General features: G+C 69.4%; 17 protein-coding genes. 9 read left to right on the top strand and 8 right to left on the bottom strand.

Translation table 11 applies throughout. From position 1 onward, the window contains the following. Positions 1–6: 6 nt before the first annotated feature. Positions 7–624: a NeuD/PglB/VioB family sugar acetyltransferase gene (locus NWP09_RS01635; protein ID WP_258273802.1), complete on the top strand. Its 618-nt coding sequence runs from the start codon at positions 7–9 to the stop codon at positions 622–624. Further along, a complete protein-coding gene (locus tag NWP09_RS01630) occupies positions 621–1,889 on the top strand; it encodes a glycosyltransferase family 4 protein (protein WP_258273801.1) in 1,269 nt (422 codons plus the stop codon). Before NWP09_RS01635 ends, NWP09_RS01630 begins: the two co-directional genes overlap by 4 nt. On the opposite strand, the gene NWP09_RS01625 is transcribed toward NWP09_RS01630, so the two are convergent. After that, entirely contained in the window at positions 1,890–3,116 is a 1,227-nt protein-coding gene (locus NWP09_RS01625) for an O-antigen ligase (protein WP_258273800.1), read from the bottom strand. It abuts the gene before it with no gap. Continuing rightward, the gene (locus NWP09_RS01620; RefSeq protein ID WP_258273799.1) at positions 3,113–4,504 is read right to left on the bottom strand and encodes a lipopolysaccharide biosynthesis protein; all 1,392 of its coding nucleotides are present in this window, start codon (positions 4,502–4,504) and stop codon (positions 3,113–3,115) included. Before NWP09_RS01620 ends, NWP09_RS01625 begins: the two co-directional genes overlap by 4 nt. Positions 4,505–4,530: 26 nt before the next feature. Between NWP09_RS01620 and NWP09_RS01615 the strand changes: the two genes are divergently transcribed. Genes NWP09_RS01615 through NWP09_RS01600 form a run of 4 tightly spaced genes read left to right on the top strand, consistent with a single transcriptional unit; the run spans position 4,531 to position 8,546 of the window. Next, positions 4,531–5,130 (top strand): acyltransferase, encoded by a 600-nt coding sequence (locus tag NWP09_RS01615; protein WP_258273798.1) that lies wholly within the window; start codon positions 4,531–4,533, stop codon positions 5,128–5,130. Then, positions 5,090–6,220, top strand: a complete 1,131-nt coding sequence (locus tag NWP09_RS01610; protein WP_258273797.1) for a DegT/DnrJ/EryC1/StrS aminotransferase family protein — start codon at positions 5,090–5,092, stop codon at positions 6,218–6,220. The genes NWP09_RS01615 and NWP09_RS01610 overlap by 41 nt, the downstream gene beginning before the upstream one ends. Then, complete coding sequence (locus NWP09_RS01605) at positions 6,220–7,215, top strand: Gfo/Idh/MocA family protein (protein ID WP_258273796.1); 996 nt, start codon at positions 6,220–6,222, stop codon at positions 7,213–7,215. Before NWP09_RS01610 ends, NWP09_RS01605 begins: the two co-directional genes overlap by 1 nt. Positions 7,216–7,241: 26 nt before the next feature. Beyond that, complete coding sequence (locus NWP09_RS01600; RefSeq protein WP_258273795.1) at positions 7,242–8,546, top strand: nucleotide sugar dehydrogenase; 1,305 nt, start codon at positions 7,242–7,244, stop codon at positions 8,544–8,546. A gap of 22 nt (positions 8,547–8,568) precedes the next feature. Here the strand turns inward: NWP09_RS01600 and NWP09_RS01595 are convergent, their stop codons facing one another. The 4 genes from NWP09_RS01595 to NWP09_RS01580 form a co-directional block, all read right to left on the bottom strand. Next, positions 8,569–9,456, bottom strand: a complete 888-nt coding sequence (locus tag NWP09_RS01595; RefSeq protein ID WP_258273794.1) for a hypothetical protein — start codon at positions 9,454–9,456, stop codon at positions 8,569–8,571. Then, positions 9,456–10,871 (bottom strand): polysaccharide biosynthesis tyrosine autokinase, encoded by a 1,416-nt coding sequence (locus NWP09_RS01590; RefSeq protein ID WP_258273793.1) that lies wholly within the window; start codon positions 10,869–10,871, stop codon positions 9,456–9,458. Before NWP09_RS01590 ends, NWP09_RS01595 begins: the two co-directional genes overlap by 1 nt. A gap of 79 nt (positions 10,872–10,950) precedes the next feature. Next, entirely contained in the window at positions 10,951–11,568 is a 618-nt protein-coding gene (locus tag NWP09_RS01585) for a low molecular weight phosphatase family protein (RefSeq protein WP_258273792.1), read from the bottom strand. An 83-nt stretch (positions 11,569–11,651) separates the two neighbouring features. Continuing rightward, complete coding sequence (locus NWP09_RS01580; RefSeq protein WP_258273791.1) at positions 11,652–13,787, bottom strand: acyltransferase family protein; 2,136 nt, start codon at positions 13,785–13,787, stop codon at positions 11,652–11,654. Between the two features lie 124 nt (positions 13,788–13,911). Between NWP09_RS01580 and NWP09_RS01575 the strand changes: the two genes are divergently transcribed. Further along, positions 13,912–14,877, top strand: a complete 966-nt coding sequence (locus tag NWP09_RS01575; protein WP_258273790.1) for a hypothetical protein — start codon at positions 13,912–13,914, stop codon at positions 14,875–14,877. Positions 14,878–15,018: 141 nt separating this feature from the next. After that, positions 15,019–15,612 (top strand): NADPH-dependent FMN reductase, encoded by a 594-nt coding sequence (locus NWP09_RS01570; protein WP_258273789.1) that lies wholly within the window; start codon positions 15,019–15,021, stop codon positions 15,610–15,612. A gap of 10 nt (positions 15,613–15,622) precedes the next feature. On the opposite strand, the gene NWP09_RS01565 is transcribed toward NWP09_RS01570, so the two are convergent. Next, positions 15,623–16,090 carry a nitroreductase family deazaflavin-dependent oxidoreductase gene (locus NWP09_RS01565; protein WP_258273788.1) on the bottom strand — a complete coding sequence of 156 codons (468 nt, stop codon included), beginning with the start codon at positions 16,088–16,090 and terminating at the stop codon, positions 15,623–15,625. 112 nt (positions 16,091–16,202) lie between these two features. Next, a complete protein-coding gene (locus NWP09_RS01560; RefSeq protein WP_258273787.1) occupies positions 16,203–16,922 on the bottom strand; it encodes a low molecular weight phosphatase family protein in 720 nt (239 codons plus the stop codon). Positions 16,923–17,110: 188 nt separating this feature from the next. On the opposite strand from NWP09_RS01560, the gene NWP09_RS01555 reads away from it, so the two are divergent. Then, positions 17,111–18,689, top strand: a 1,579-nt coding sequence (locus tag NWP09_RS01555) for an ABC transporter transmembrane domain-containing protein (RefSeq protein WP_258273786.1), incomplete at its 3' end; no start/stop codon positions are given.

The raw sequence follows: 18,689 nt of genomic DNA, 5'->3' as shown, positions 1-18,689 counted from the left end.
CTCGTAGTGATAGGCGCCGGCGGCTTCGGTCGTGAGGCACTCGACGTCGTCGAGGCCGCCAACCGCGTCGAGCCGCGCTGGCAGGTGCTCGGCGTGATCGACGACGCCCCCTCCTCCATGGCACTGGAGCGGCTCGCGGCTCGGGGTGTGTCGCATCTCGGCGGCGTCGACGTGCTCGAAGGATACGAGCGCGTGGAATACCTCGTCGCTATCGGGGCCCCGCGCACGCGCGCCGCGATCGACGCACGACTGCTCGCACGCGGCCATACGCCCGCCGTCGTAGTACATCCCACAGCTGTGCTCGGCAGCCAGGTCGTAATCGGCGAGGGCACCGTGATCTGCAGCGGGGTGCAGGTGTCGACGAACGTGCGGCTCGGCCGCCATGTGCACCTCAACCCCAATGCCACGATCGGCCACGACGCGGTGCTCGACGACTTCGTCTCGATCAACCCGGCGGCGGTCATATCTGGCGAAGTCTGCGTCCAGGCGCAGGCATTGATCGGTGCCGCCGCCGTCGTACTCCAAGGCCTGACCGTTGGCGCAGGCGCTGTCGTCGGCGCAGCCGCCTGTGTGACGAGAGACGTCGCCCAAGCAGCAACCGTACGAGGAGTGCCCGCACGATGATTCACGACCGCTCCGCTGACTCGACCCGTTCGTTGTGGATCGTTGAGCACTACGCGGCGCTTCCATCGAAGGACGGGCGTGCAGGACGACACCTTGGGCTCGCTAGACAGCTGATCGGCCGTGGTTGGCAAACCACGCTGTTCGTTGCGAGCACCTCCCACCCGGACGGCGTCCAGCGCCTACCAAGAGGCGTCTGGCGTCAGCAGGTTCGAGAGAACGGAGTGGACGCCGTCATCTTGAGGACCAACGCCTACGGCACGTCCATGGGCCTGCGATTGCTCGGAATGACTGCATTCGCCGCACACGTCCTCTCGGTGACCGCGACTCGAGGAGTACGCAAGCCCGACGTGGTCATCGGCAGCACTGTTCACCCGTTCGCAGCGTGGGCGGGTGCACGACTGGCCAAGCGCCACGGCGTGCCCTTCGTCTTCGAAGTGCGGGACGTCTGGCCGGAGTATCTGATCGACCTTGGAAAACTCAGCCCGACTGGCCCGTTGGCGCGGACGCTGCGGCGAGTAATGCGGAAGAACGCGCGAGATGCGCAGTTGATCGTGTCTCCCCTGCGCAACCTGGATCTTTGGCTGCAGAGCATCGGCGAACCGGAGAAGGCGTTCCTTTGGGTACCGAACGGTATCGAGGCTGAGGACGCGGAGTCAGCCTCTCCGAGCGATCACGAACCCGAGCCGGACGGTGTGCCAGGTAGCTTCACCTTCATGTATCTCGGCTCGCAGGGGCCGGCGAATGCCGTCGATCATCTTCTGCATGCCTTCGATCGAGCGGTCGCGATGCGTCCGGAGAGAGACCTGCGGTTTCGCGTCATCGGCGATGGCACGTTGAAGAAGGATCTGCAGGCGTTGGCTGCGCGCCTGCCGTCGGCGGCTCAGATCACTTTCGAAGACAAGATCCCGAGGTCCCAAGTGGTCTCTACTGCTCGAGAGGCCGACGCGCTGGTGATCGCAATGGCCGACAAGCCGGTCTATCGGTTCGGAATCAGTCCGAACAAGCTCTTCGACTACCTCCTGGCGGGTCGTCCGATCGCTATGAGCGTCAACCACGCCAACCCGGTGGACGACGCGAACGCAGGCATCGTGGTCCCAGCGGACGACCTCGACGCGATGGCCGAAGCTCTCGTCGAGCTGGCCGAGCTTCCCGCTTCTGAACGCGACGCGATGGGGCAACGAGGACGCGAGCACGTGCTTCAGAACTACTCTTACGGAGCGCTAGCTAGCGACCTTGCAGAAGCACTCGACCGCCTTATTGCGTAATCACCGGGCCTTGAGGGGCACGAGCGGATGGCTCGGCCGCCGCTTGGCGCCGTAGTGGCTGATCGGCAGTACCAGGAAGAGCCACATGAGACGCGAGTCGTAGTAGTCGCCCGAGAACTGCGCCGCGACGAGGATCAGCACCGCGGCCATGAGGCAGGTCAAGACAAATGGGCTGACCGGCCGCACTCTGACGAGCGGAACAGCCAGAGCAACGATGGCGGTCCCAAGGAGGGTGACGGAGACCACTCCTCCCTCAACTAGCGCTGACAAGAAGAGGTTGTGAGGATAGTCGACCTCGAAGGAGAGTCGGTTCAGCGTCCCGAAGCCGTCGAGCCCGACGCCGAAGATCGGAGAAGCACCGATGAGACGCCAGGCCTCTTCACCGATCACGTCACGCCCCGACGAGTAGCCCTCGACCAGCGTCTGCTGGAAGAACCGTTCGTATATGATCGCGCCCAAGCGCCCAGATGAGAGGGAGTTCGCGACAGCGAAGACGGCCAGCATCGCGAAACCGATCAGGGCGGACTTTGCCGCCCCAAGCCGCCGCGTCAAGGGGACTGCGCAAACAAGGATCGCGACCGACGCCGCAAGCAGACCGCCGCGGCTGCCAGACAGCACGGCGCCCAGTGCGAACAGAGGGACAACGATGAGCGGCCAGACGCGACGGCGCTGCATGACATAGAAGAGTGCCGCGATAGCGCCGATGCCCATTATCCGAGCGAACACGTTCGGGCCGCCGCCGAACGCTGAGTAGCGGCCTTGGTCGCCGGGGCCAGCCACGAGCGCGGCCGCAAGATATAGCAGCGCGGCCAGCAGGAACCACAGCCAGATGCGCGCAAGTGCTTCCTCCGGCAGAACAGAAGCGACGAGACTCGCCAATGTCACGACCGCAACGAGAAGAACGACATTCTCCGCAGCCTCGGCCAGCTGCGCGCCTTGCGGAGCCCAAAGAGCACTGATCAACGTCCAGCTCGCCCAGACGTACAGGGCGATCAAACCATGAGGGAATCGGATTCGCATGCGCGCATCCCGAGGCATGCCTGACACCCAGAACAGGAACGCGATGATCAGAGCGCTGATGCCTGCCCATCGCAGGTCGACGGCGGGCAGGTCCGGCGAGATTCGGTCGAGCGTGAATCGCCCCGCCAAGCACATGATGAACAGCCCGAAGAGCAGGCCCACGCCAATCGAGATCCACGCGGGACGCACCCCGCTCAGAGCCTTCATCGCACGGTCCTCGTCGACAAGGCCACCGCGCCGATCACCAGACCTACCGAGTACCCGATTACGGACCCTATAGCGGCGCCGACGGCACCCAACCCAGGTATTAGGGCGAGGTAGAGCAGCACCGACGCCACCATCCCCGCTGTCTCCACCAGTGAAGCCATTCCCGTCCGGGCCTGGCTGACCAGCAGACCTTGCTGAACTCGCGTCGCACTGTAGATGGCCGCGGCGAGCACGAGCGGCGGCACGAGTCCAAGGGAGTCCGTGTATGCCGGTAACCACGCCATGATGATGTGATGCATCAACGTCCCCGCAAGGACGGCGAAGCCAGCACCGATCCCGAAACCGACGGCGGTGCGGCCGTGGATCGACCAGATAGTCGGCGATTGCTGCCGCCACTTGCGGAGTGACGCATCGACGTACTGCTGCACGGGCCACGCAGCGAGCTCCGTAGCGGTGGCCACCATCACGTACAGGCCCAGCTGCGCGCTGGAACTCAGCATCGGGAGCAGGAGTCGGTCAGACCTGAGCATTGCAGTGTTCCCGATGCTGGCCGGGATGAGGCGGTACGAGGTCCGCATGAGCTCACGGACATCGACGTCTAGCGATACATCCGGCGCATCGCGATCCCTGCCCAGGTACAGGAGGACCACGACGCCAGACACCACGTACACGAGTGTCCAAACACGCACGTCTCCCGCTCCGAGAAGGGCGAGCAGCAGCGAGACGGCGATTGTCACGAGGTGGGTGCCGATCGTGATGCTAACGAACGGTCTCCAATCGCGGCTGACGAGATAGCCGATGCGAACTGCTCGAAGTTGCACATTAGTCAACACATAGGAAAGCGCGGTCATCAGCAGGAGGGGCAATTGAGAGCCGCTCGAGAGGATCAACCACACGAGTGCCACGAAAGACAACACGGCCAGCGTCGCGGGAGCGGACGCGAGTCGTGCTAGCACGAATGCTGTGACGGACCGCGCCGAGCCTTGAGCATGTGCGACCATCGGCCTCTCGATCCCGAGGAGCGCGAGAGTGGAGGACAAATAGACGATCTGCAACCAGAGAGCCAGCTCGCCTCGAGCCGCCGGGGCCATAACCGTCGCCGCGAGTAAGCTAACTCCGAATGCAGAGGCCGCTGTCAACGCTTGCGTCGAGAGCAGGAGCACTGCCGCCCGGGCGGCCGACGGCTCTCGCCCCGCAAGGAGTGTCAAGGTACTCAGTTCCGTTCGAATTTTCGGTCGACTTCGGGCCATGACCGCGGTGATCAGCCAGTCACCCAAGGTTACCCGCGGTGCCGAGCCACGAAGCGCGACCGCCGGGATCACTGGCAGCCGAAGACCACTAAGCGGGATGAACAGCGCCTGAACCCAGCGCCGGAGCAGCTCCGTCACACTGCCAGACGCCTAGACTTGACGCGATGAGCGTTCCAGTACAGGCCAGATTCTTGCCCACCGCGGATGTCGACGAGAGGGCCAGCGTCGGCTCCGGGACCATCGTCTGGCATCTGGCGCAGGTTCGTGAGTACGCCGTGATCGGCGAACAGTGCACGATCGGTCGCGGCGCCTACGTGGGCACCGGCGTTGTGGTCGGGGATCGTTGCAAGATCCAGAACCTGGCTCTCGTATATGAACCCGCGACACTCGAGGACGGAGTATTCATCGGCCCCTCGGCCGTGCTCACGAACGACTTGCATCCGCGCGCCATCAACGAAGACGGTTCCGTCAAGTCCGCCGATGACTGGGAGGCGGTGGGAGTCATCATCAGGCGCGGAGCGGCGATTGGGGCCCGCGCGGTCTGCGTGGCACCAGTCACCATTGGCGAATGGGCGACCATTGCTGCGGGCGCCGTTGTCATCCGCGACGTGCCGGCTTACGCGCTCGTGGCAGGCGTGCCGGCCCGCCAGATTGGCTGGGTCGGTCCCGCAGGACGGAGGCTCGAGGCCCGAGGCGATCGCTTCGTCTGCCCGGTGACGGGCGATGAATTCCTCGAGAACGAAGGAGCTTTGGCACGTGCCTGAACTGATCCCCGCCGCCAAGCCGATCATCGGCGACGAGGAGCGGGCCGCGGTCGACCGAGTGCTGCGCTCAGGCATGGTCGCGCAGGGCCCGGAGGTCGCCGCCTTCGAGGAGGAGTTCGGCGCTCAGCTCGCGGGCGGCCGCACCGCCGTCGCGGTCAACTCCGGCACTGCAGGGCTTCATCTCGGCCTTCTCGCTGCCGGCATCGGCTCGGGCGATGAAGTGATCGTGCCCTCGTTCACCTTCGCCGCGACGGGCAACTCCGTGGCGCTTACCGGCGCGACGCCGGTCTTCGCCGACATCGAGCTCGACACGTTCACCCTCGACCCGGCAGCCGTCGAAGCAGCGATCACTCCGCGGACGAAGGCAATCATGCCTGTGCACCTCTACGGGCACCCGGCTCGGATGCGCGAGCTGCGAGCCGTCGCCGACCGCCACGCGCTCGTGATCTTCGAGGACGCAGCCCAGGCGCACGGCGCCCAGCTCGACGGTGCGCAGGTCGGGACCTTCGGCCGCTTCGCGATGTTCAGCCTTTACCCCACGAAGAACATGACCAGCGGCGAAGGCGGCATGGTGGTGGTCGAGGATCAGGCGATGGCGCGAGCTGTTCGCCTGCTCCGCAATCAGGGCATGGAACGCCAGTACGCCAACGAGGTGATCGGGTTCAACGCCCGGATGACCGACATCCACGCCGCGATCGGGCGAGCGCAGCTGACGAAGCTGAGCGGCTGGACTGCTCAGCGACAGGCCAATGCCGCCCGCCTCGACCGTGAGCTCCGAGGGGTGCAGACCCCGGTGGTCGCCGACGGCGCGACTCACGTCTACCACCAGTACACGATTCGGGTGGAGAACGACCGCGACGGCTTCTCGCGGGCGCTCCGCGAGGAGCACGGGATCGGCAACGGCGTCTACTACCCGATCCCCAACCACCGTCTCGAGTCGCTCGCGCCCTTCGCTCCCGGACTGGACCTGCCGAACACCGAAGCGGCCGCAGCCACCGTCCTCTCGATCCCGGTGCATCCCTCGCTCACCGACGGCGACCTCGACCGGATCATCGAGGCCGTGAACGCCGTCGCGAAGGCAGGCGCCTGATGGCAGCGCTGCGGGCGGGCTTGATCGGGCTCGGCATGATGGGCAGGCATCACGCGCGCGTGCTGCGCGACCTCGACGGCGTCGAGCTCGTCGCTGTCGCTGACGCGATGGGCGATCCGCATGGCGCCGCGAGCGGTCTCCCCGTGCTCGAAGGAGTGGACGACCTCATCGAGACGGGCGTCGACATGGCGGTCGTCGCGGTGCCCACCCAGTTCCATGAGGAGGTCGCGCTCCGACTGGCCGACGCCGGCGTCCACGCGCTCGTCGAGAAGCCGATCGCGCACTCCGTCCAAGCAGGTGTGCGGATGCGCGATGCGTTCGCCGCCAAGGGCCTCGTCGGCGCGGTCGGCCACATCGAGCGCTTCAATCCTGCCCTCCAGCAGCTGCGCAAGCGCATTCAAGGCGACGAGCTCGGCGCGGTCTACCAGATCGCAACCCGACGGCAAGGGCCGTTTCCCGCGCGCATCGCCGACGTCGGAGTCGGGAAGGATCTCGCCTCCCACGACATCGACCTGACCGCTTGGATCGCCGGCAGCTCGTATGCGCGTGTCTCGGGTCAGACCGCGATGAAGTCGGGGCGCCCGCACGAGGACATGGTGCTGGTCACCGGCAAGCTCGAGAACGGCGTGAACGTCAACCACGTGGTCAACTGGCTCAGCCCGATGAAGGAGCGACTGACTACGGTGACCGGCGAGAAGGGGACCTTCGTCGCGGACACCATGGCGGGTGATCTCACCTTCTACGCGAACGGCACCGTAGACGTCGAGTGGGAGTCGATCTCATCGTTCCGCGGCGTCTCGGAGGGCGACATCACTCGCTTCGCCTTCCCGAAGCGCGAGCCGTTGCGCGTCGAGCACGAGGCGTTCCGGGACGCGGTGCTCGGCCTCGAGAGCGACGTTGTCACGATGGAGCAGGGTCTCCACACGCTCGAGATCGTCGAGGCTGCGCTCGAGTCTGCTCGCACCGGCGAGACCGTCCGCATCCAGCAGCAGTGAACCGAAACGGGAGAAGCAGAAGAAGCATGCGCATCGCAGTCATCGCCCTCGGGAAGATCGGTCTCCCGCTCGCCGTCCAGTTCGCCGACGCAGGGCACGAGGTCGTCGGCATCGACATCAACGAGCGCGCCGTCGAGCTGATCAATGCTGGTCGGGAGCCGTTCCCCGGTGAGGCGCAGCTGCAGGAGAAGCTGTCGGACGCCGTCGCTGCAGGACGTCTGCGAGCGACGACCGACTATGCGGACGGGGTCCCCGGAGCCGATGCGATCGTGCTGGTGGTGCCACTGTTCGTCGACGACGCCTCGTGGGAGCCGGACTTCGCGTGGATGGACGCCGCAACGACCTCACTCGCTCAGCACCTCACGCCCGGCACGCTCATCTCCTACGAGACGACCCTGCCGGTCGGCACGACTCGTTCGCGGTGGAAGCCGATGATCGAGCGGATCTCCGGCCTGACCGAGGGTGAGGACTTCCACCTCGTGTTCTCTCCTGAGCGGGTGCTCACCGGCCGGGTCTTCCAGGACCTGCGCCGCTACCCCAAGCTGATCGGCGGACTCTCCCCCGCCGGCGCGGAGCGGGCACGCGAGTTCTACGAGGCGGTGCTGTCATTCGACGAGCGAGCCGACCTCGCGCGCCCGAACGGCGTCTGGGACCTCGGCAGCGCGGAGGCCGCCGAGATGGCGAAGCTGGCCGAGACGACGTATCGGGATGTCAACATCGGCCTCGCGAACCAGTTCGCGGTCTACGCCGACTCGATCGGCGTCGACGTGTACCAGGTGATCGAGGCCTGCAACTCGCAGCCCTACAGCCACATCCACCGGCCCGGAATCGCGGTCGGCGGCCACTGCATCCCCGTGTACCCCCGGCTGTACCTCTCGACCGACGCGGACGCCGAGATCGTGCGCACCGCCCGCAAGTTCAACGCCTCGATGCCTGAGCGGCTCGTCGCCCGCGCCGCCTCGACCCTCGGGGGGCTGGAGGGCATGCGCGCCGTCGTGCTCGGCGCGGCCTATCGCGGCGGGGTCAAGGAGACGGCGTTCTCGGGCGTCTTCGCCACCGCCGAAGCGCTGCGCAACGTAGGTGCCTCGGTGAAGGTGCACGATCCGCTCTACTCCGATGACGAGCTCGCACACCTCGGATTCGAGGCCTATGCAGCGGGCGAGGAAGTCGATCTCGCGATCATCCAGACCGACCACGCCGACTACCGCACACTTGCGGCGCGGGATCTCCCGGGCGTCAAGCTCCTGGTCGACGGTCGGAACGTCTCGGACGCTGCCCTCTGGAAGGGCACGCCGCGGATCGTGCTCGGCAAGGGCCAGGCGACGGACTGAGTCACGGTCCGGGTGGGCGCGCTCAGAGCTCGACGATCTCGAGCGCGTCCCCTACCCACACCCAGAGGTCGCCCGGCGCGCCCGCGCTCAGCGCGACGGAAGCGTCGGCGGGGATGGCCGTGCAGGCCGACTGCAGCGCACCGGCGCGGATGATCCCGACAGCCATCCCATCGCAGCCCTCGGCGTTCCTCAGCACGACGGCGACGCCTCCCTCGGCGGAGCCGATCGCGGCCACATCTTGCGCGACGCCTACCCAACGACCGCTGCTCGAGCGCGCCTGCGCGACGCCGTCGCACAGCACGACTCCGCCCCCGCTCGCCGTCACGGCCTGCGGCTGCTGACATGGAGCGTCGACAGTGGCGCCTTCCAGCGTCACGGTCCCGTCCGCATCCACGTAGCTGCCGAGGCGCTGGTCGGGCGCGAGCTCCCACCCGACCCCGCCGGTGAACGTACGCTGCACGACGGGCTCGCACGCCGCATCCGCCATGACGACGATGCCTCGCCTGCCGTCGGCGTTCGGCTCGAGCGCGAGCACCGGTCCTTCGAGCTCGAGGTCGGCTGGTGTCCACGTCTGGCCGCCGTCCGTCGTCAGCTCGATCGAACCCGGCACCCCGCACGCGCCCTGCTCGGCCCTCCACGCGACTGTGCTCGAGATGGCGCTGAGCAGTCGGGTGCCCGTCGGTTCGGCCGCCGCTGTCGCATCGGGCGACGGTGCCCCCGAGGACGTCGGGGAGCCCGACGGCAGGAGGGGCTGCTGAGTGCCGGTCGGCCCCGGGGCCGACGGCGGCACGTCATGCGCTCGAAGCGCGACGGCGACGAGGATCACATCGACGACGAGCAGCACGGCCACGGCGATGAGCCCGAGCGCGAGTCGGCGGCCGTTCGCACGATCGCCGAACATCGCCCGCATTAGCGCACCTTGGGCAGCGCGAAGCGCTTCGCCTTCTGCTCCTGCTGCTTGCGCTCCATGTAGCCATAGTGGCCGTAGCCGTAGTGCCCGTAGGCGTACGCATCGGCGCCGCGCGTGGGCACCATTGTCAGCACGACGCCACTGACGTCCGAGTCGACGGTGTTGAGCAGCTGCACCGCCGTCTCGAGCTGGTGCTTCGTCGCCTTGCCCGCCGATGCGACGATCACCACGCTCTCAACGTGCTTCGAGAGCACCGCCGCATCGGTGACCGGCAGCAGCGGTGGTGCGTCGAACAGCACCCAGTCGAACTCTGCCTGCAGCTCCTTCAAGAGCGTCGCCATGGCCTTGGATCCGAGGAGCTCGGACGGGTTCGGCGGGATCTGACCAGCGGGCAGCACGTAGAGCGACTTAGCGCCCCACTGCTGCACTGCGTCGACGAGCTCAGCGCGGCCGATGAGCACATCGGTCAGGCCGACACCTCCGTCGAGGTTCATGTACTCGGCGACCTTGGGCTTCCGCAGATCGGCGTCGATGAGGATGACCGTCTGCCCCGCGTCCGCGATCGCGAGCGCCAGGTTCGCCGTCGTCGTGCTCTTGCCCTCACCCGGCGTCGCCGATGTGACAACGATCGAGCGTGAGTCGTCGTCGACCTCGATGAACTGGAGGTTCGTACGGAGCGTGCGGAACTGCTCGGAGCGCGGGCTCAGCGGGTCGGCGTGCACGATGAGCGGCCGCTGCTTGGCCTTCGGGTCGAACGCGATCGCACCGAGCATCGGGGCAGCAGTCACCGCGCGCACGTCGCGCTCGTTGCGGATTCGAGTGTCGAGCACCTCGCGGAGGAGTGCGAACCCCACGGCGAGCCCGAGGGCGATCAGCGCACCGAGGGCGATGTTGACGGTCGTGCGCGGGCTGATCGGCGATGTCGGCACCGACGCGCGTTCGACGACCGCGAGCTGCACCGGGCTCGTCTGATCAGGTCGCGCCTCGATCGCCGTGACCGTCTCCGACAGGCTGGCAGCCGCGGCGTCGGCGAGCGCCGCAGCCGCAGCCGGGTCGTTGCTCGTCGCGGTGATCTGGATGATCGTGGTCTCCGGCACCGTGGTGGCGCTGACGCGCGAGTCGAGGGCCGAGAACGTCTCGTCGAGGCCGAGCGACTCAATCACGCCGTCGAGCACGCGCTGCGAATCAACGAGGTTGGCATATGTCGCGACGCGCGAGAGCGTGAAGGTGTTGCCCTGCGCGAGCTCAGCAGTCGTGTCGCCGCCCTGAAGGGATACGAAAACCTGCGTCGACGCCGAGTACACGGGCCTCTGCATCAGGGAGGCAATCGCGCCCATGCCGACACCGACGAGCGTGGCTGCGACGAGGAGCACCCAGTACTTCCTGACGATGCGGATGTAATCCGACAGCTCCAACTTCACTCCCTGTGCGTGACTCGGCGCGACAAGAAGGTCGGGCACGCCGCAAGCATCCTTTCACACCGGCGTAGTCGCATCAGCGGCCGTCGGCGAGCACCCGGAGATCCGACGCGATGCTGGCGACCAGCGCGTCGACCGCATCGGCCGAGCGCCGATAGACGTCCGGCTCGAGCCGGTACGGGTCCTCGACATCGAGGGCATCAGGAGCTTCTGGGGTGGGCATCAGCCCGCGCACCGTCACTGCCGCTTCGACGACGCGCCGCATGAATGCCGCGAAACCGTCGGCGCCGAGCGGAGCGATCGAAGCGGCGACACTGCCGTTCGCAAGCGCCTCGAGGATGCGCGCGAACTCCACGAGCGTGAATGAGCGCCGAACTGCCGAGGGCACGAGGCTCGAGGCGGCCGCGCGATGCTCGCGTCCCATGCCGAGGACGAGGTCAGCCTGCGCCACGTGAGGTTCACGCAGACGGCGCGCACGATGGGCGCGCGGTTCCGCGATCCCGAGGCGCATCGCCTCGGTCGCCGCGAGCCTGTCCATCGGGTCGTCGTCGAACGCCTTCGTCCCGGCGCTCGAGATCTCGAGAGCCGGTATCTCGGTGCGCCCGAACGCGGCGGGGATGCGGGCGCGCAGCAGCTGCTCGGCCTGCGGTGAGCGACAGAGGTTGCCCGAGCACACCGTCAGCACGCGGAACACTCCGTCGGCGCTCGGCGACGAGGAGGAGCTCCTTCGACTCGGTAGCGGCATGCCTCCAGGCTATCCGGAGCCGCGATCGTGACTCAGGAGCGTGCGGGCAGCAGTGCGACCCGATCGAGCTCCTGCTCGAGCGCGCCTGTGAGCGTCGACACATACGTCGACGTCAGATGACCGCGGTCCCGGTACACGACCGCTCCGCCGATCACGGCCGGGCAGCGGTCGGCATCGCAGATGTGCTCGTTCAGGTCGATCGCGGTCGCGCGGGGCTCGCGCTGCAGGGCGAGCTGCTGCCCTCGCCCGGCTCCGGACAGAGCCAGGGCCCGGTCGATCGCGCATCGCTCGAGACGAGTCGCCTCGTTCGCGACGCACGCTCCGATCGCGAAGGACGGGGCGGGTGTGTCTCGGACCACCACCACATCGACGCCGGCATCCTCGAGCTCGCGCCACGCAGACGCCATGCCCGCAGCGACGGCAGTCTCATCCGCAGCGCCGTCGACTGCCGAGCCATCGATCCAGAGATCGAAGTCTGCGTTGCTCGTCAGCACGAGCGATGGCGGGTCCTCCAGCAGCCGATCCATCACGGCCCGGTTCCACGCACTGCACTGGTGGTAAGCGCCGCCACCGCTGGCGAGCGCGGGCGTCGAGTCGGTGAGAGGGCAGTTCGACTTCGTCAGCGAGACCACGCGCAGACCCCGGGATTCGCCGATCTGCTGCACAGCCGGGAGCCATTGCGCCGCATGCGAGTCGCCGACGACAGCGATCACCCGGTCACCCCGTCCCCAGTCGCACGCGCGCGGGACGACCGTCGCGACATCGGCATGGCAGCCCTCGCCGTAGCTCTCCGGCAGCGCCGCGGCGATGTCGGCCGGGGCCGGAAGGAAGCGCGCCGGCACGTCGAGCGGCATGTCAGCCGCCGTCGCGCCGGCGGGGATCGCCGTCGCGCCGAGCAGTTGGTCGGGCGGGCCCTCGTAACCCTGAGGCTGCAGTGCGTACGGCGCGACGAGTCGCCCTGCTCCGCTGACCGCCACCGCCAGGAACAGGCAGCAGCAGGCAAGAACCAAGCCGCCACGCATCGACGACCACGGCCGATCGGGTGTGGTCTGACGGAACGGCTGCTCGACGAACCGCCACGTCAGCGCTGCCAACGCGAGGCTGATGCCGAGCACGACGAGGGAGTGGACGGAGGGCAGCTCGATCGGCCGGTGGTACGGGTTCAGCAGCACGGCGACAGGCCAGTGCCAGAGGTAGAGCGAATACGAGATGTCGCCCAGCCGCTGCACGAGGGGACTCCGGATGATGGCGCCGACACCCGGGAGCTCGCCGGCCGACGCGGCCCAGACGACGAGCGCTGTGGCGAGCGTCGGCCACCACGCGATCCAGCCGGGGTACGGCAGGTCGGACGGCAGCATCACGAGCCCTGCCGCGAGCGCGACGGCGCCTGCGGCGGAGACGGCCCTGGCCGCGTGCGCCGAGCGCAGCGCCGGCAGCACTGCTACCAGCCCACCGAGGGCGAGCTGCCAGAGCCGAGTCGTGGTGACGAAGTAGGAGCCAGCGGGATCATGCGATCCGAGCAGCACCGACCACAGGGCCGACGACGCCACCACCGAGGTGATTGCGATGGCCGCCACGAGAACGCGCGGTTGGGCGAGACGAGCCGCGAGCGCGGCGGCCGCCATGAGGAGCACCGGCCACAGCAGGTAGAACTGCTCCTCGACCGCTAGCGACCAGAAGTGCTGGAACGGGGACGGCGGCTCTAGGGACGCGAGGTAGTCGGTCGCGTCATGAGCCAGCCTCCAGTTCTCGAGGTACACCGACGACCAGAGCGCATGGGTCGACAGCGCCACCCGGCCGGACGCGGGCAGCAGGAACCACCCAAGAGCGACGGTGGCGAGGATGACCACCGTGGCGGCAGGCAGGATGCGCCGGCAGCGTCGCGCCCAGAAGTCGAGCAGGTCAGAAGACCTGAGATCCGAGCGCAGGAGCGAGCGCGTCATGAGGTAGCCCGAGATCACGAAGAACACGTCCACGCCCGCGAAGCCGGACGGCAGCCACTCGGCATCGAGGTGCCAGACCACCACAGCGGCCACCGCGACCGCCCGGAGCGCCTGGATGTCGGCTCGATGGCTCGGTGATGCGACAGCGCGGCGGGTGGGGGGCAGCACGCCGCGAGCGCGGCGGTCGGGCCACGGGCGGCGCAGAGCGGTCACGCCACTGAGCACCCGCCCACGCTAGCGAAGCGGCACGACGCCAGCGGTCGGCGGTGCTGCGCGAACGGATGATGGCCCTGCGCGCGCCCGCTACCCTGGCTGTCGACTGTCCAGCCCCCGGAAGGACGCGCCCCGCATGCTCGCCGAAGGCTCTCGCCCCTGGGCGCTCATCGGCCTCGGTGCGAGCGCGCTCTTCGCTGTCGGCTCGGTCGTGGCGGTCACCGTGGTGAACGACACCCGGGAGGGCGCCGCACGCGGCTCAGGGAGCCACAGCGCAGAGCTCGAGCAGCGCTACCGGTCGGCGGCGGAAGCCATCGATGCGTCGCAGGCACGACGACTCGCGGAGTCGTGCGAGGTCGCGGTGCGAGCCGTCACGGCGGTGGAGCTCGAGCAGCGCATCGCCGAAGCGCTCGAGGCCGCAACCGTGGTCGAGGACGCCTGGCTCATCATGGAGCCGGAGGATCGCGCAGCGTTCGAGAGCGGCCGGGCCGCCGCGGTCGAGGCGTTCGCGGCGGGCTTCACGACCGAGGCCGACGCGGCACTCGCGGCGGAGTACTCGGGCGTCGCAGACGTGCGCGCGTCGTGCCTCGAGCAGGCCTCCCCCGCGGTGCCACGGCCGCCGGTGCCATTGACGGAGTCGGTCGTCGAGGAACTCGAGTCCCGGGTCTTCCCCGACGATGGGGATGCGCTCGATGTCGCACATCTCGACCGATTCGACGCGGCCGTCGCCGAGCTGGCCGACACCACGCTGGCGGGCTCGGAAGCCGTCGTCAACGTCAACCGGCTCCGAGCGACGCAGGAACCCCTCGAGGCCGCCGCAGCCGCGCTGCGCGCGGACCGAAGCGGCTCGGCCACCGTCTCGACGCTCGAGGCGCTGACCGCGCACGCACTCGCCTCCCTCGGCCGGCAGAGCGAGATCGAATCTGAGCAGAGCAGCACGACGCCCTCCCAAGCGCCGCCCCGACCGGCGCCCGCGCCTGCGCCAGCGCCCACCACGGCCCCCGCGCCGGCTCCGGAGCCGACGCCGACGACGCCCGGAAACGGCGGCGGCAACGGCGGGGGCAACGGCGGCGACTCCCCCATCGATCCGCTCATCCCCTGAGCCGAGCGAGGCGAGCGACGAGGCCCGACGCTAGCCTGAGGCTCACCACACCGAGCACGGCATCATGCTCATCGCGGAAACCGTCCCGAGCTGCGGATCGGACCCTCGACAGCGTCGCCGCAACCGGAGCATGCTGGCGGCATGGCTGAGACATACCACCACGAGCCCCCGTACACGATCGGCGTGATCTGCGGCAGCATCTCCGCCTCGTCGATCAACCGCCGCCTCGCGAAGGCGCTCATGAAGATCGCGCCCGACGACCTGCAGTGCTCCTTCATCGAGATCGACAAGCTCGACCTCTACGACCACGACCGCGACGGCGACTTCCCGCCCGAGGCGGTCGAGCTCAAGCGCGCGATCAGCGAGGCCGACGGCATCCTGATCGTCACGCCCGAGTACAACCGGTCGATCCCCGGCGCGCTCAAGAACGCGATCGACTGGGCGTCCCGCCCCTACGGCGAGAACGCGCTCTCACGGAAGCCCGTCGGCATCATCGGCGCCTCCCCCGGCGGCATCGGCACCGCCGTCGGCCAGCAGCACCTGAAGTCGATCATGTCGTTCTGCAACGCCCCGCTCATGAACGACGTCGAGGGCTACATCCAGTACAAGGAGGGCCTCGTCGACGACGACGACACCATCACCGTCGAGTCGACGAAGGAGTTCCTGACGACGTACATGCAGGCGTACGACGACTTCGTGCGCCGCGTGCTCACCGTCGTGCCGAAGGCCGGCTGAGCCGGTCGCGTCAGCGCGGCTCGAGCACGACGATCGGCGCCGCGAGCGGCCGCGCGCGCTGGAACTCGTCGAGCGACGGTCCGCTCTGGAACCGGCCGTACGCATCCCACAACCGCTGCCGCTCGGCGCCCTGCGCCTCGCGCGCCCGCACCGCGCGCCGCTCGCCCTGCAGGTCGACGGATGCGTCGGGGTGCGCGCGCAGGTTCAGCAGCCACGCGGGGTGGCCCTCCATCCAGCCGTTCATCGCGATGGTGACGAGGTTCGGGCCGTCCTCGAAGTAGGAGAGGATCGCGATGCGCTCCTCGCCGCTCCTGCGGCCGATCGTGTGCAGGCGCAGCATGCCCCACGTGCCGGGCCTGGGCGTGCGCAGCCCGAAGCGGCCGCCCGTGACGCGGTAGAGCGCGCGGTGCACGACCCATGCGGCGCGGATGAACCACCGCGGTGGCGTCTTCGGCGGCTTCGACTCGAGCGTGCTCACGGCTGGCCTCCTGGGTCACGGGCGGATGCGTCCCCTGACGGTAGGCGCGCACCGCGCGCCCGAGGAATGGGGCTGGCCCCCAGGGCGATCGGCGGCGCGCCCGGGGTTCGCATCAGACCGCCGCGCGGAGTCGCCGCGGGCGCGGCACGATCAGCTCGGGCTCGGCGGCCTCGCGGCTCGCGAGCGCCGTGAGCGCGAGGCTCAAGCGCGCGACGTTCCGGTCGATCGAGTCGGCCGAGCGCCGGTAGACCTCGGCGCCGTGGCGGTAGGGGTCGCGGATGTCGAGCAGCACCTCGAGCGCCGGCATCGGCGTCGTCGCCCGCGCATCCGCGGCAGCCCGCACCACGCCCCGCATGAACGCGGCGAAGCCGTCCTTCCCGAGCGGCTCGACTCCCCCGCCATCGCGGCGAGCGGCGAGCGCCTCCACGAGCATCGTGAACTCCACGAGCGTGAACGCGCGGTCGACGGTCGAGGGGCGGCGCGCGATCGCGGCCTGCCGGTGCGTGCGCGCGAGCCCGAGGATCAGGTCGGCCTGCAGCAGCTGGCCGCGCTGCAGCCGGCGGGAGCGGTGCTCGTCGCTGTCGGTCACGCCGAGCAGGCGCACCTCGGCGGCCGCGTTGGGGTCCATCGGCTGGCCGGGGGTCGCCCGGATGCCGGCGCTCGTCACCTCGAGCGCCTCGATCTCCGCGCGGCCGAACGCCTGCGGGATCCGCAGCCGCAGCAGCTGCTCGGCCTGCGCCGAGCGGCACACGTTGCCCGAGCACACCGCGAGGATGCGGAACACGCGGTCGCGCGGGCGCGCGAACCGTGGGCGCCGGCTGGGGAGGGACATGTGGCGAGGCTAGGTCGCGGTCGCTGGGGCGGATCTGCGAAACCGGGGCCCTTGTGCGATTCCTGAGGAAACGTCGCGGGTAGCCAAATCCACACGACGTTTCCCTGCGACCGGCGCTCGAATCGTGCCAGGCACCGCACGGCTCCTCCGACGGCGAACAGCGCCGGGGCGGCTGGGAGAATGGAGGGGTGACCGCCCGCGAGACCGACGCCCAGCAGCTCCCGAGCGGCGAGCGAGCGAGCGTCGACCCGTGGGTCCTCGAGGCCGAGCGCAGCGCATCCGCACCCGGCTTCCGCCGCCCCGCGCTCGGGCCCGTGCCGAAGGGGCCGGTCGTGCTGCTCGGGCTCATGGCCGCGCTCCGCGCCGCCGGCCTCGTGCTCGTCGCCGAGGCGATCGCGCGCGGCATCGCGGCGCTCGCGGCGGGCGACCTCGCCGCCGAGACCACGCGGCTCATCGTCGTGCTCGGCATCGCGGGCGCGCTGCTGCGGGCAGGGGCCGAGTGGGCGACGTCGGTCGTCGCGCGCCGGGTCGCGACCGAGGTGAAGCGGTCGATCCGCGGGCGGCTGTGGCGGCAGCTCGCCGCGGGCGACGTCGCGGGCGGCGGCACCGCGGTGCTCGCGGCCGACGGGCTCGACGACCTCGACGACTACTACGTGCAGTCGCTGCCCGCGACGATCGCAGCCGCCGTCGTGCCGCTGCTCGTCGGGGTCCGCGTGCTCGGCGCCGACTGGCTGAGCGCCGCGATCATCGTGCTCACGGTGCCGCTCATCCCCTTCTTCATGGTGCTCATCGGCAAGCACACGCAGCAGCGCACCGACGAGGCGCTCACCGCCCTCACGCGCCTCGCCGACCACCTCGCCGAGCTCGCGCGCGGCCTGCCGGTGCTCGTCGGCCTCGGCCGCGTCGACGAGCAGGCGGCGGCGCTCGAGCAGCTGCAGCGCGGCTACCGCGAGCGCACGCAGGAGACGCTCCGCTGGGCGTTCCTCTCGGCGCTCGCGCTCGAGCTCGTCGCGACGATCTCGGTCGCGATCGTCGCCGTGTTCCTGGGCCTGCGGCTCCTGAACGGCACGATGGAGCTCGAGCCCGCCCTCGTCGCGCTCATCCTCGCTCCCGAGGCGTACGCGGCGCTGCGCCAGGTCGGCACCGCGTTCCACGCGTCGCAGGACGGGCTCTCCGCCCTCGACCGCGCGCAGGAGATCCTGCGCCGGCCGGCGCGCGGCGATGTGCGGAGGGCGCCGGCGTCCCACGCCGGCGCGCCGGCCGACGACGCGACCGGGGGGTCGCTGCTCGCGGTCGCCTCCTCCCCCGCCGATGCCGAGGAGCGCGCGAGCGGGTCCGGCCCGCGGGGCGCGACCCGCCGCATCCGCATCGACGACCTCACGGTGCAGTACGCGGGGCGCGACGTGCCGACGCTCGCGGGCATCACCGCCGAGCTGACAGGGATCGTGTCGGTCGCGGGCCCCTCGGGCGCGGGCAAGTCAACGCTGCTCGGCGCGCTCGCGGGCGCGCTGCCGGCCGACGCGGCGGTGTCGGGTCGCGTGACGGGGGCGGGGGCGGATGCGGTGGGCTGGGCTCCGCAGGCCCCTCGCGCCTTCGCCGCGACCCCGCGCGAGGAGCTCTCCCTCTACGGCGCCGACCCGGCGGTCGCCCTCGCCGAGCTGGCGCTCTCGCACGTCTCGGACGCGGCGGTGCCCGAGCTCAGCCCCGGCGAGCAGCGCCGCCTAGCCGTCGCGCGCGCGCTTGCCCGGGTCGACGCCGGCGCGACCC

This window comes from Agrococcus sp. HG114 (genome assembly GCF_024723325.1).
GTDB lineage: Bacteria > Actinomycetota > Actinomycetes > Actinomycetales > Microbacteriaceae > Agrococcus.
Note: the sequence above shows the minus strand (reverse complement) of the source record. Positions and strands in the feature narration are given on the sequence as shown.

What these genes read in the sequence shown, in the direction of transcription:
- NWP09_RS01630 (WP_258273801.1), top strand. Translation starts at nt 621, where the DNA reads ATGATTCACGACCGCTCCGCTGACTCGACCCGTTCGTTGTGGATCGTT.
- NWP09_RS01625 (WP_258273800.1), bottom strand. Translation starts at nt 3,116, where the DNA reads ATGAAGGCTCTGAGCGGGGTGCGTCCCGCGTGGATCTCGATTGGCGTG.
- NWP09_RS01615 (WP_258273798.1), top strand. Translation starts at nt 4,531, where the DNA reads ATGAGCGTTCCAGTACAGGCCAGATTCTTGCCCACCGCGGATGTCGAC.
- NWP09_RS01610 (WP_258273797.1), top strand. Translation starts at nt 5,090, where the DNA reads ATGAATTCCTCGAGAACGAAGGAGCTTTGGCACGTGCCTGAACTGATC.
- NWP09_RS01605 (WP_258273796.1), top strand. Translation starts at nt 6,220, where the DNA reads ATGGCAGCGCTGCGGGCGGGCTTGATCGGGCTCGGCATGATGGGCAGG.
- NWP09_RS01600 (WP_258273795.1), top strand. Translation starts at nt 7,242, where the DNA reads ATGCGCATCGCAGTCATCGCCCTCGGGAAGATCGGTCTCCCGCTCGCC.
- NWP09_RS01595 (WP_258273794.1), bottom strand. Translation starts at nt 9,456, where the DNA reads ATGCGGGCGATGTTCGGCGATCGTGCGAACGGCCGCCGACTCGCGCTC.
- NWP09_RS01575 (WP_258273790.1), top strand. Translation starts at nt 13,912, where the DNA reads ATGCTCGCCGAAGGCTCTCGCCCCTGGGCGCTCATCGGCCTCGGTGCG.
- NWP09_RS01570 (WP_258273789.1), top strand. Translation starts at nt 15,019, where the DNA reads ATGGCTGAGACATACCACCACGAGCCCCCGTACACGATCGGCGTGATC.
- NWP09_RS01560 (WP_258273787.1), bottom strand. Translation starts at nt 16,922, where the DNA reads ATGTCCCTCCCCAGCCGGCGCCCACGGTTCGCGCGCCCGCGCGACCGC.